We start from the raw sequence: 11,756 nt of genomic DNA, 5'->3' as shown, positions 1-11,756 counted from the left end.
CAGTGAAGTTTGTGCTACTTTGAAGGAACACATGAGAACGTGGGGGAGTCCTGAGAGCCGGTTTTCGGGCCTCCTTCCGCTCTTTGGCAGTCAGTCGAGGTACCGCATGAAGTGTTCACAGGACGAGGACCGTTACCGTCACGTCGTCGAGGACCTCACCGAGGTCATAAGCCGCTTCAGCGCCGACGGCATCTACGTCTTCGTAAACGAGGTCTACTGTCGGTTCTTCGGGAAAACGAGCGAGGAACTGCTGGGCAGCAAGTGGCAACCGGTGGCCTACGCCGAAGACATCCCGATGGTCGAGGCCAAACTGGCCACCCTGGCTCCGGATAATCCCGTGGTGGTGGTGGAAAACCGCGTCTACTCGGGAACCGGTGCCGTACACTGGTTCCAGTTCGTAAACCGGGGCTACTTCGACGGGCAGGGGCGTCTGGTCGAGGTGCAGGCGGTGGGGCGTGACATCTCGGCCCTGAAACAGGCCGAGGCAGCGCTGCGCAGCAGCGAGGAACGGCTCAACATCGCCCTGAACGCCTCCCATATGGGGGTGTGGGAATGGGACCTGCAGAACCATACCGTTTACTGGTCCCCCCAGTGCCTGGCCATGCACGGTGCTGCCAACTTCGACGGCACCGTGAACAGCCTGATCAAGATGCTGCACCCGGACGATCTGCCCCGGGTCTTGCAGGCGGTCGAACGCTCCATAGCTGGCCACAGCGACTACCTTGCCGAGTTCCGGGTGGTGCGGCCCGACGGTGAGGTGCGCTGGATGAGCGACAACGGCCGCCCCAGCTACGACGCCAGCGGCAAGCCGCTCCGGCTGATCGGCACCGTACGCGACATCACCGATCAGAAGAAGACCCAGGATGACCTGAGCCGGCTGCACGAGAAGATGAGCGACCTGAACGCGCACCTGGAGACGGCGCGCGAGCAGGAACGTCTGGCGATCTCCCGCGAGATCCACGACGAGGTGGGGCAGAGCCTCACGGCGCTCAAACTGGACCTTTCCTGGATCCAGAACCGGGTCATGCAGCAGCACCCCGAGCTCAAGGAGCGCCTGGCCGAGATGCGCAAGGGGCTCGACTACCTGATTGCCAAGGCGCAGCACATCACCGCGGAATTGCGCCCGCCGCTTTTGGACAACCTGGGCCTGGTCGCGGCGATCGAGTGGCAGGTACGCCAGTTCCGCAAGCGTAGCGGCATCGAGTGCCGCTATTCGTCGTCCGAGGGAGCCGCCCCCCTGGACGGAAAGATCGCGACGGCCGTGATGCGCATCTTCCAGGAGGCCATGACCAACATCCTGCGCCACGCGCATGCTACCTTGGTTGAGGTCTCGCTGTACTTCGGCGAGGGGTACCTCGAACTCGAGATCGCGGACAACGGTGCGGGGATCTCGCCGGAAGAGGTCGGCTCGACCACGGCCTACGGCGTGATGGGGATGCAGGAGCGCGCGAGGCTGTGCCAGGGGGAGCTGGAAATCACCGGCCGCCCCGGCAGAGGTACCACGGTAACCCTCACGATCCCGATTGACCCGGTGCTCCGGGTCGAAGATGGAGGCTAGGTGAAACAGATTCTCATCGTCGAAGACCACGCCATCGTCCGCCTCGGGATCATCCGACTTTTGCAGGACCTCTTGCCGATGCCCGTCGCCATCGAGGAGGCCGCCACGGGGGCCGAGGCGCTGGACCGGATTGCCTCCCACCCCTTTGACATGGTGCTGCTGGACCTATCGCTCCCCGGCCGCAACGGACTGGACCTCCTGAAACAGCTGCGGCGGTTGCACCCAAAGCTCCCCGTTCTGGTTCTCAGCATGTACCCCGAGGAGCACTACGCCGTGCGCGCTCTGCGCGGCGGCGCCGCCGGCTACCTTAACAAGGGGAGTGCCGCCGAGGAGTTGCAGGCTGCCGCCGAGAAGGTCCTTGGTGGTGGCCGTTACATCACCCCGAGCCAGGCGGACCTGTTGGCCGAAGCGCTCGTGGAGGAGCCCCAGGATGCCCCCTTGCACCGGCAACTCTCCGACCGGGAGTGTCAGTTCGTTTCCCTGCTGGCGGCGGGGAGGTCCACCAACGAGATTGCCAACGAACTCTCGCTCAGCGTCAAGACGATCAGCACGGTGCGCAGCCGGGTCCTGGAAAAGCTGCACCTGCGCAGTAACGCGGAGTTGATCGGCTACTGGGTCACGCAGCACCCCGAGGAGTAGGCTTTTTTCTTACGGTGGGCTTCGCAGATTTCACCCCTAAAAACCGCTTAGCTCTGATTCACTTTTGCTGCCAGGGGTGGTATTCATGGGAGGGTCATGAAAAGGCCGACCGCGACCACGCTTCCATCTTAGGTCGGCCGAACTCGAGCCTTTAAGAGAGGATAGAACTTATGCATACCATTTTGATAGTCGACGACCATGCCATCTTGCGCAAAGGGGTGATCCGCAGCCTCGAGGATACCCACCTGGGCATCAGCTGCGACGAGGCGTCCAACGGGGAAGAGGCGCTTAAGAAGGTGGCGTCGCGCAAGTATGACATGGTGCTACTGGATATCTCGCTTCCCGGGCGCAGCGGTCTCGACGTCCTGAAGCAGTTGAACCGCGAGCAGCCTGCGCTGCCGGTGGTGATGCTCAGCATGTACCCCGAAGAAGACTACGCGATCCGGGCCCTGAGCCTGGGTGCCTGCGGCTACCTCACCAAGGAGAGTGCCAGCGAGGAGATCGAGGCTGCCGTGCAGAAGGTGCTCGCCGGCGGGCGCTACATAAGCCCCTCGCTCGCAGAGACCGTGGCGGTGCACCTCGGCTCCGGCCTCGACAAGGGGGCGCTCCCCCACGATGCGCTCTCCAGCCGCGAGGCGCAGTTCCTGCGCATGATCGGCTCCGGCAAGACCCCGTCCCAGATCGCCGACGAACTCTCGCTGAGCATCAAGACCGTGAGCACCTACCGCTCCCGGGTACTCACCAAGTTGAAGCTCTCCAACAACGCGGAGCTGATCAAGTACGCCATCAAGCACGGGCTGGCCGACTAGGCCATGCCGCACCGGCGCTGTGCTGCCGCTTACGGCAGCACAGCCTTCCCGCTTCCCCCGTTTGCCCCCCACCTATCACCACCCCCGTCTCGCAATTACCTGTTTGAAAAATAAAGGGACATGTTTTATAGTGAAGCCGTTTTTCGCTCACCCCACCCAAGGTGTTCCACCTAGCCAAGAGGACACGTCGATGCTCAACCTGCGCAAGAAAATCCTGGTGGCTGTAGACGGTTCCCCGCTTTCGGACAAGGCCGCGGAGGAGGCGGTCCGTTTTGCCGCGGGGATCCCGAGTCAGTTCAAGAGCAAGGTCTACGGACTCCTGGTGCTCCCCAACGCGCCGCGCAGCACCTTTACCGACTTCGTCCCGAACCGCCCGATCACCGAGCAGGTGCAGTGGGCCGAGTTGAAGGAGCGGATCTTCTTCGTGATCGAGAAGATCGCCGGCGAGATGGGGGTCCCTTTGGAGACCGCGGTGGTCTACGGCGACCCTGCGCAGGAACTCCTGCACTATGCCGAGCGCGAGGAGATCGACGTGATCGTGATCGGCAGCACCGGCAAGGGATTCTTGAAACGAAAGCTTTTGGGGAGCGTGTCGCACAAGGTGGTGCGCGACGCGAAGTGTTCGGTCTACGTGGTCAGGGGGTAGCGGGGCGCTCGGTCTCCGCCCTCAGGTAGGCGAGGATCTCCTTCAGGCTCTCGATGATGATCTGTTCTCCCTTGGGGAACTCGTGGGGGGAGAGTTCGAGGGTCACTGTGTCGTTGTAGTCGGTGTTCCTCAGGTGGTTCAAAAAGCGGGTGAGGGGGAGGATGCCGTGCCCGGGCAGCAGATGCTGCCGGCCGTGCCCGTAGTCCGAGAAATGGATGTTGCGGATCCGCCCGGAGTTGTAGAACAGGTAGAAGTCGTTGATGAAGTTCGCCCGACCCGACCCCATGTGCGTGCAGTCGAAGGTGAGATAGACGTTGTGGGCCTCGAGGAAGTCGATCATCTTGCGGGTGTCCGAGAGGATGTAGCCGTTGATCCGGTACTTGCCGGTCCAGGGCATGTTCTCCAGGGTAAGCGTCACCCGGTCTCCCCCGATCTCTTGTTGAAAATCCCCGATCCGGTGCAGCCAGCGCCAGTAGCCCAGCTCGAACCCGAGCCATGAAGGGGGATGGAAGTTCACCAGGGGGATGCCGCACTCCCCGGCGAGCTCCACCGAGCGCTTCAGCGAATCGCTCGGGCTCCCCCAGCCGTCCAGCGGCATGAAGGGGGCGTGCATGGAGAGGATGGGATGCGTCTTCGCCAGGCGCTCGATCAGGCGCCGGCAGTTCACCTTCTGGAATTCCTGGTTGACCACCAGCTCCACGCCGTCGAAGCCCACCTCCGCCGCGATCTCGAAGACCTTTTCCAGCGGAAAGATGAACAGCGTCCCGGCCGAGATGGAGATACGCATGGCGGTTTCCCCTACACCGGCCCGATGAGGAACTGGTAGCCCAGTTTCTGCAGCCCGAGCACGGCGTCCAGGGCGCTGCGAAAGCGCGCCTCGGTCTCCTCGCTGAACTCCTCGGGGTTCAAAAACAGCCCGTTGCGCGCGCCGCGGATCTCCAGGAGTACCTTGAGCTGCATGATGCACTGGTAACCGTTAAGCAGCCGACCCGCCAGATCAACATCCAGGATCCCCCGCTCCAGAAGAAAGGTGAGACGCGCTACGCTCCCGGTCTGCGTCGACCCTGCCGCCAGGGCGAGGATGCGCAGTGAGCCCTGCAAGGGGTCCAGGGCGTAGCGCTTGAGGTCGAGCAGGGCGCGCCGCTCCCCGCTGCGCTCCAGGCGCCAGCGGCCGAAACGTCCCACTGCGAGCGGCTGGGCTATGCCGCGGCGGGCGACCTGCAGGAAGGAGTCGCTGCCGCGCTCGGCCAGAAGCGCAGCACCCGCGACTTCCAGGGCCCGAGCCGCCACCTGCTCGCTCCCCCACAGGTAACCCAGGTCGGCAAGGCCGATCAGCCAGTCACGTTCGGCCCACGGCGGCGCTGCACCCTTTTCGGGGGCTGCAAACGGCGGGAGGGCGGCGAGGAACTCCTCGGGGGGCGTTGCGGGATGTGCGGCGGAGGGGGCGAACTGGGCCTGCCATTCCTTGAGGGAGCCGTGCCAGAGGGGGCGCTCCGGGTCGACCAGGCCGAGCTCCTGGAAAAGCCCTTCGAGTGGGCGCCGGAACTCTTCCGGGCGCGGGGAGCCGTCGTGCAAGAGGTAGTAGCGGTTGCGGGAGAAGAGGGTGCTCTCGCCCCGGCCCCGGTCGCCGGAGACCAGGAGGGTGCAGGGGGAAGCCCCGCCCCGCCCGAGGGCACTCAGGCGCTCTTGAGTGAGTTGGACGGCACGGAACACCAGGCGGTCGTGCAGGGTGTTGCACAGGCCGCACAGTGCGAGCACGGAGCGGCGTCTCTTGAAATGGCTGGAGATCGTGTCGCGGAAACGGCCGGCAGTGAGGAGCAGGTCGGCAGCCGTGGCAGCTGCGGCGAGGTCCCGGTCCAGGGCCGCGGTTTCGGCGTCGAGCCGCCTGTCGAAGCCGAGCTCCTGGTCCAGGGCCGCGATGAAACGCTCCAGAACCGACTCGGCCGACTGCGCCGGGTTTTGCTCCCCGTGCCGGCCCAACGCGTCCTTCAGCCCGGCCAACAACTCCGCGCTGGCCCGCCAGGAGAGGACGTCGCTTCCTTTGGTTCCCAGCAGCATCGGCATAAGCACCACTCCAGGTAGAGGTTAAGGTTGAGGGAAGACCGTGAACCCGCCGGCGTCCTCGATGACAGCCGGAACCTCCTGCCCTTTCCTCTGCAAGCTCCATTCATCTCACAGTTCTGTTGACCCTTGACCTGCTCCTCGCCTCGCAGCTACCCGCGCTCTTCCGGCGCTGTCGCGCGCCGTTTCTCGACCTCAACCCCGACCTCGACCTGGTTTTCAGCCCAGGTGCCCGTGCACCTCGCTCGCCAGGAAGCGCCGCATCTGCTCCGGCGGGGGTGGCGTGGCGAGGCTTACCGCGATCATCACCAGGATCACCAGAGGGGCGCCGCACAGGGCCGAGGAGGTGAGCGGGAAGAGTGCGGCCACCGTGGGGGAGAGCGAGCCGAAGAGCGGCTGGGCGAAGGTGCAGACCACGCCGACCAGCATGCCGGCCACGGCGCCGTCGTCGTTGGCGCGGCCCCACCAGATCCCCAGGAGCAGCAAGGGGAAGATGGTGTTGCCGGCCAGGGCAAAGGCGACTGCGGTGATCTCCGCGATGAGCCCCGGCGGGTTGAGCGCCAAAAGGAGCACGATCCCGCCAAGGGCCAGGGTGGCGCCCTTGGCCACCTTCATGCGGGAGAGTTCGCTCGCCTGGGGGTGGAAGACCCGGTAGTAGAGATCGAAGGAGACCGAGGCGGCCCCGGTCATCAGGAGCCCTGCCACGGTGAAGAAGGCCGCGGAGAGCGCGCCGGCCGCCAGGATACCCGCAAGCCATCCCGGCACACCGGAGAGGACCGCGGTCTTCAAGACGATGATGTCTGCCATGCTGCGGGCCGCCGCCGGCGGGAGCACGTGCCCCATGCGCGCCTCGATCAGCTTGCCGAAGACCGCATAGGCCGGCGCCGACCAGTAGACGAGCGCGATGAAGAAGAGCCCCCAGACCACGCTCCAGCGCGCGTCGCGCAGGTTGGGAACCGTGTAGAAGCGCGACAGCACGTGGGGAAGGCCCGCGGTCCCCACCATGAGGGTGAAACAGAGGGCGCACCACTCGTAGACGCTCCCCGAGTTAAAGGGGGCGGCGAAGTCGATTCTATACTGGCGGGCCAGATCGCCCACCGCCTCGCCGTAGCTGAACTGGGGGAGGAGCCAGAAGTACCCGAGCCGGTGGGCGAGCCACATGAGCGGCACGATGAAAGAGGTGATGATCACGAAGTAGAGAAGCTGCTGGTTGCGCGGCACACCGAGCGCGCCGGAGAGCACCAGGTAGGAGATCACCGCGAGCCCGCCGTAGATCACCCCGTGCCGGTAGTCGATCCCGAAGAGGAACGAGAAGATCATCCCGATCCCCTTGAACTGGGCCACGCAGTAGATCACCGAGATGGCGATGCAGATGACGGCGGTGAGAAAGCGCGCCGCCGGCGATCCGTAGCGCTCACCCACGAAATCCGGGGCGGTGAACTTGCCAAAGCGCCGGATCTGGCTGGCCAAAAGCACCAGCAAAAGCACGTACCCCCCCGTCCACCCCGCCACGTAGGCGAGCGCCTGGTAGCCGTTTAGGTAGATGAGGCCGGCGAGCCCCATGAGGCTTGCCGCGCTCATCCAGTTGCTGGCGATGGCGGCTCCCCCCCCGATGCGTCCCGTGTAGCGCCCCCCGAAGCCGTACTCCATGCTCTCGCGCGCCTTCTGCTTGAGCCCCACCAGGATGAAGGAGACCAGGACCAGGATGACGATGCCGATGGTCCACTGGGAGTCATTCATAGGTGCGATCCCTCTTGCGGCTGTGGTAGGCGGTGATCCGGTCGATGTACACGTTGAACACCAGGCAGAGGATGATGAACCAAAGCGGGAGAAACTGACCGGTGAACCAGAAGTGCAGCGGGAGCCCGAACAGGGTGAGCCCGGTCAGGAGGTCGCCGATCCCCCTGCCGCGGCTGAACGCCAAAAGGATCTGGAACCCGAAGGTGACGACCGCCCAACCGATGAGGACGATGAGGATGATGAGAACCTCATCCTTCATGTGTCCCTCTTTGGGGCGGAACAGGTTGACGTGGTAGCGCGGGTCCTGGCGGCTCATGATCTCCCTCCTGTCGGTGTCCTGCCTACGTGTGCGGGGCAGCATAGCACAGGCGCCGGCGCGGGTGAAGGCGAAAAAGGAGCGGCTCCCCGCAGAAGGGAGCTCTCGCTACATGATCGAGAAGTTGGTGTGGATGATCTTCTGCAGCTCTTCGATGAGCAAAAGGGCCTGGCGCACCCGCTCGCGTTCGTCCTTGTCCAGGGTGTACGGGTTCAGGTGGTAGGCGTCGCTTTGGATCCCCTTGATGACCTTCACCTGCAAAAGGATGCGGTGCTTGGTGAGGATCCGATAGGCCTCGATGAGCCCCTGCGCGGTCGCCTGGGAGAGGCTCCTCTCGCGCTGCAGGTGCTCGATGCGCCGCACCGTGGAGGTGGCCGGGATCCCCTGGTTGATGGCCAGGATGCGCACGTTCATGACCAAGGGGGCCCAGGCCAAGAGCTTCAGGTTGAACTCGCCCTTGTGCTCGCCGCTCCCCTCGGTCCAGATCCGTTTCAGGAAACCGAGGGCGAGGCGCATCTCGGTGGCGGCCTTGGCCATCCCCCAGAGCGCGATGAAGTAGTCCTGCCCCAGGGAGCGGATCCGATTCACCAGCTCGTCGGCCAGCGCCAGGTCTCCGGCCACGTAGCGCGCGTCGGAGATGACGATCAGGTCCATGAGGTTCTTCCCCATGTCCTCGCACTCGTAGCGCACGATGGAGAGCAGGCGGCGCTGCCACTGGGAGAGCGACCCCCGCCAGTTGTCGTTGGAGGGCATGATGCCGCCGGTGCACTTCTTGAAGCCGATCTCGGCCAACCGCTCCACGAGGATCAGGGCGTAGTCCCGAAACCAGGCGTCGGCTTCGTCGTCGCCGCCGTCGCCGTAGACGATCAGGTAATCCTGGTCGGTGATGAGGGTCTGCTCCTCGCGGCCGTCGCTCCCCATGCTGATCAGCGCGAAGGGGAGGGGGGCGCACGTCGGCATCTCGCGGAGCACCAGCTCCTGGGCCCGGCGGGCCAAGAGGTCGCGGTAGTGGGTGCAGTTTTCGTGCAGGGCGGGGACCGAGAAGAAGCGCAGGAAACGCTCCATCTCCAGGTGGTTCAGTTCCTCGTGCAGGGCGAGGAGTTCGGTGTAGCTCCCGGTGCCCGGTATGGCTCCCAGGAGATCGGCTTCCCTACTCGAGAAGCTGCGCAGTTGGGCGAGTTCCTGTTGGGCGGTTGCGCGGATTCCTTCGAGGAGCGGGGTCATCTCGGACAGGTCCAATAGCGGCAAAAAGGCGTGCACCCGGTCCATGAGACCCTGGATCAGGTCGCTTTCGGCAAGCGGTGGGGGAGGAGAGTGCGGGGGCATGACTGCTCCGATAAAAAAAGGGGAAGGTTTCCCTTCCCCATGATAGCAGATCGAACGAGCTTTTATTAGTGTTCTACCGCCTTGGCCATACCAAGGCCGGTGTTCTGACGGACGTATACCTCGTCGAACATCTCCTCGGAGCGGCGGCTCGGGAAGGCGAGCGCGCCCAGGAGGGCGGCCATGAAGCCGAGCGGGATCGAGACGATGCCCGGGTTCTTCAGGGTGAACAGCGGCTTGTCCAGGCCGACGATGGAGGTGCCGTCCTGCTTCTCGTCCTTGCGGGCCTTCTCAAGCGCCTTCAGGTCCTTCTCCGGGAGGGTGGCGCCCGGAGCCAGGGAGGCCATCTTCTTCTCCATGGCGACTACGACCTTGTGGGCCTTGGCGGCCTCCACCTTCGGATAGGTCATGTTCGGGGAGACCATCACGAGGGCGATCGATGCGACGGTGCCGACCACCAGGCCGGAGATGACGCCGGCGGTGTTGAACTTACGCCAGAAGAGCGACAGTACCACGACCGGGAGGTTCCCGGAGGCGGCCACAGCGAAGGCGAGCGCCACCAGGTGGGCAACGTTCTGCTTCTCGGCTGCGATGCCGATCACGATGCCGCAGGCGCCGACTACGAAGGAGGTGATGCGGGCGGCGCGAACCTGCTCGTGCTGGTCGGCGTGGCCGTCCTTGATCACGTTCACGTAGATGTCGTGCGCGATGGCTGCGGAAGCTGCCAGAACCAGGCCGGATACCACGGCGAGGATGGTTGCGAAGGCGACGGCGCACAGGAAGGCCAGGAACAGGTCGCCCAGGACCGGTGCGATTTCGGCGCCCATCTGCTGTGCCAGCATGAGGGTTGCCATGTTGCCGCCCGGGTCGACGGCGGTGATCCCCTGCGGGGTCAGGTTGATGGCGGCGCCGAAGCCCAAGAGGGTGGTCAGCACGTAGAAGCCGCCGATGATGAACATGGCGATGATGACGGACTTGCGGGCAGCCTGTGCGGTCGGCACGGTGAAAAAGCGCATCAGGATGTGCGGCATGCCGGCGGTGCCGAGCACGAGGGCCATACCCAGGGAGATCTGGTCCAGCGGGTTCTTAAGGTAGAGGCCCGGCTCCAGGAAGCGCTGCCCTGCGTCCATGCCAGCCAGGATGACGCCGTCTTTGAGGACCAGCTTGGAGACGTGGTCCTGGATGTCCGGATTGGCGACGATCTGGTCGAAGAAGCCGATCGGGTTGAAGCCTGCCTTCATCATGACCAGGAAGGAGAGCAGGAAGGCACCCGACATGAGCAGGCCCGCCTTGATGATCTGAACCCAGGTGGTGGCGACCATGCCGCCGAAGACGACGTAGCCTACCATGAGGATGCCGACGCCGATGATGGAAGTCTTGTAGGGGATGCCGACCAAGAGGGCCATCAGTTTACCGGCACCAACCATCTGGGCGGTGAGGTAGAAGGTGGAGACCGACACGGTGGAGATGGCGGCGAAGGCGCGCACCGGCTTGGGCGAGGTCCTGAAGGAGAGGATGTCGCCCAGGGTGTACTTGCCGGCGTTGCGGCAGGGTTCCGCCACGATGAGGAGCACCGTGATGTAGGCCACCAGCCAGCCGACCGAGTACATGAACCCGTCGTAGCCGTAGAGCGAGATCAGGCCGGATATGCCCAGGAAGGACGCGGCCGACATGTAGTCGCCGGCGATGGCCCAACCGTTCTGGGTGCCGGTGATGCCGCCGCCCGCGGCGTAGAAGTCGGAGGCAGACTTGGTCTGCTTGGCGGCCCAGACCACGACGGCCATGGTGATCCCGATGATGATCGCGAACATCGAGATGGTGATGGTACGGTCAGCCTTGAGCTCCTTTTTCTTGGGAGCGGCCGGAGCCGCGGCCGCGGGGCCGGCGGGCTGGGCAGTCTCTACCTTCATGACGGGGGCTGCGGGGGTGGTCGAGGCGGCCGGTGCGCTCGCGGCCGGTGTGCCACCCGGAGCGCCTGCAGGCGCCTTGCTCTCTTCGGCAAAGGCGACGGCGGCGACGGAGAGTGCCAGCGAAGCGGCGATGATGATCTTCTTCATGGTCATGTCCTATCCCTCCTTTACGTTAGAGATGTAATTCGTCGATCAGTTCCCTGGTCAGGCGGTCGAAGTCCTTGTTGGCTACGTGTGCATAGTAAAGAGCCAAACCCCAGGAGACAAAAAACTGGGACAGGGCGAACAGGTAGCCGAAGTTGACGGCACCGATGATCTTCACTTTGAAGATCCCGGGCGTGTAGGCCGCTCCGATCGGGAGGAGGAAGTAGTAGACGCACGAGAAGATCCACCACCCGAAGAGGAAGGCGGTTTTCTTGTGGTGCAGTTCCACAAATTTGGGGTTCTTGGCGATTGCCGACCAATCGTACTTTTTCTCTGCCATGGTTTGTCACTCCTTTCTTGGTAAAGATGCCCGGTTGTCTGAGCGGCGTCCCGCCCACGTGGTTCAGTTCTCGATAGATCCCCCTTTCGTCATTTTGTTTTTTGGTAAACGGTTCTGATTTGCTGCGTCTGAAAAAATGTCAAGCTGTTTTGACAAACGTTACGATTGCCGAAAGGTAGTCAAAACAGTATGTTTCGATGAAGGTGTTGTTCTATCGGAGGCGTTTCGAACCCGGGTTTGACCCGTTTCTGAGGCTTCCGATGTTTTTCT

At 63.8% G+C, this 11,756-nt stretch carries 11 protein-coding genes; 4 read left to right on the top strand and 7 right to left on the bottom strand.

Translation table 11 applies throughout. The annotated features are described in order from the left end of the window. Positions 1-106: 106 nt before the first annotated feature. From GMST_RS02045 to GMST_RS02030, 4 genes are all read left to right on the top strand, one after another. Positions 107-1,558, top strand: a complete 1,452-nt coding sequence (locus tag GMST_RS02045) for a PAS domain-containing sensor histidine kinase (protein ID WP_183352935.1) — start codon at positions 107-109, stop codon at positions 1,556-1,558. After that, positions 1,559-2,197 (top strand): response regulator, encoded by a 639-nt coding sequence (locus tag GMST_RS02040; protein ID WP_183352934.1) that lies wholly within the window; start codon positions 1,559-1,561, stop codon positions 2,195-2,197. A gap of 170 nt (positions 2,198-2,367) precedes the next feature. Continuing rightward, positions 2,368-3,006: a response regulator gene (locus GMST_RS02035; protein ID WP_183352933.1), complete on the top strand. Its 639-nt coding sequence runs from the start codon at positions 2,368-2,370 to the stop codon at positions 3,004-3,006. Between the two features lie 190 nt (positions 3,007-3,196). After that, on the top strand, positions 3,197-3,652 hold the full coding sequence (locus GMST_RS02030) for a universal stress protein (protein WP_183352932.1): 456 nt from the start codon (positions 3,197-3,199) through the stop codon (positions 3,650-3,652). On the opposite strand, the gene GMST_RS02025 is transcribed toward GMST_RS02030, so the two are convergent. The 7 genes from GMST_RS02025 to GMST_RS01995 form a co-directional block, all read right to left on the bottom strand. Next, a complete protein-coding gene (locus GMST_RS02025) occupies positions 3,642-4,439 on the bottom strand; it encodes a sugar phosphate isomerase/epimerase family protein (RefSeq protein WP_183352931.1) in 798 nt (265 codons plus the stop codon). The two genes, GMST_RS02030 and GMST_RS02025, sit on opposite strands and share 11 nt — an antisense overlap. A gap of 11 nt (positions 4,440-4,450) precedes the next feature. After that, the gene (locus tag GMST_RS02020; RefSeq protein WP_183352930.1) at positions 4,451-5,716 is read right to left on the bottom strand and encodes a putative nucleotidyltransferase substrate binding domain-containing protein; all 1,266 of its coding nucleotides are present in this window, start codon (positions 5,714-5,716) and stop codon (positions 4,451-4,453) included. Between the two features lie 216 nt (positions 5,717-5,932). Next, positions 5,933-7,453 carry a VC_2705 family sodium/solute symporter gene (locus GMST_RS02015; protein ID WP_183352929.1) on the bottom strand — a complete coding sequence of 507 codons (1,521 nt, stop codon included), beginning with the start codon at positions 7,451-7,453 and terminating at the stop codon, positions 5,933-5,935. Next, the gene (locus GMST_RS02010) at positions 7,446-7,769 is read right to left on the bottom strand and encodes a DUF4212 domain-containing protein (protein ID WP_183352928.1); all 324 of its coding nucleotides are present in this window, start codon (positions 7,767-7,769) and stop codon (positions 7,446-7,448) included. Before GMST_RS02010 ends, GMST_RS02015 begins: the two co-directional genes overlap by 8 nt. Before the next feature lie 108 nt (positions 7,770-7,877). Next, positions 7,878-9,095: a putative nucleotidyltransferase substrate binding domain-containing protein gene (locus tag GMST_RS02005; protein ID WP_183352927.1), complete on the bottom strand. Its 1,218-nt coding sequence runs from the start codon at positions 9,093-9,095 to the stop codon at positions 7,878-7,880. Positions 9,096-9,160: 65 nt separating this feature from the next. After that, positions 9,161-11,149: a solute symporter family protein gene (locus GMST_RS02000; RefSeq protein ID WP_183353259.1), complete on the bottom strand. Its 1,989-nt coding sequence runs from the start codon at positions 11,147-11,149 to the stop codon at positions 9,161-9,163. 25 nt (positions 11,150-11,174) lie between these two features. Continuing rightward, complete coding sequence (locus GMST_RS01995) at positions 11,175-11,486, bottom strand: DUF485 domain-containing protein (RefSeq protein WP_183352926.1); 312 nt, start codon at positions 11,484-11,486, stop codon at positions 11,175-11,177. Between the last annotated feature and the right edge of the window lie 270 nt (positions 11,487-11,756).

Origin of the sequence: Geomonas silvestris, from assembly GCF_014193515.1 — a bacterium.
GTDB lineage: Bacteria > Desulfobacterota > Desulfuromonadia > Geobacterales > Geobacteraceae > Geomonas > Geomonas silvestris.
Note: the sequence above shows the minus strand (reverse complement) of the source record. Positions and strands in the feature narration are given on the sequence as shown.

Bases quoted from the DNA above. Each gene is read 5' to 3' on its own strand.
- GMST_RS02030 (WP_183352932.1), top strand. From the start codon at position 3,197: ATGCTCAACCTGCGCAAGAAAATCCTGGTGGCTGTAGACGGTTCCCCG.
- GMST_RS02015 (WP_183352929.1), bottom strand. From the start codon at position 7,453: ATGAATGACTCCCAGTGGACCATCGGCATCGTCATCCTGGTCCTGGTC.
- GMST_RS02010 (WP_183352928.1), bottom strand. From the start codon at position 7,769: ATGAGCCGCCAGGACCCGCGCTACCACGTCAACCTGTTCCGCCCCAAA.
- GMST_RS02005 (WP_183352927.1), bottom strand. From the start codon at position 9,095: ATGCCCCCGCACTCTCCTCCCCCACCGCTTGCCGAAAGCGACCTGATC.
- GMST_RS02020 (WP_183352930.1), bottom strand. From the start codon at position 5,716: ATGCCGATGCTGCTGGGAACCAAAGGAAGCGACGTCCTCTCCTGGCGG.
- GMST_RS01995 (WP_183352926.1), bottom strand. From the start codon at position 11,486: ATGGCAGAGAAAAAGTACGATTGGTCGGCAATCGCCAAGAACCCCAAA.
- GMST_RS02000 (WP_183353259.1), bottom strand. From the start codon at position 11,149: ATGAAGAAGATCATCATCGCCGCTTCGCTGGCACTCTCCGTCGCCGCC.
- GMST_RS02035 (WP_183352933.1), top strand. From the start codon at position 2,368: ATGCATACCATTTTGATAGTCGACGACCATGCCATCTTGCGCAAAGGG.
- GMST_RS02045 (WP_183352935.1), top strand. From the start codon at position 107: ATGAAGTGTTCACAGGACGAGGACCGTTACCGTCACGTCGTCGAGGAC.
- GMST_RS02025 (WP_183352931.1), bottom strand. From the start codon at position 4,439: ATGCGTATCTCCATCTCGGCCGGGACGCTGTTCATCTTTCCGCTGGAA.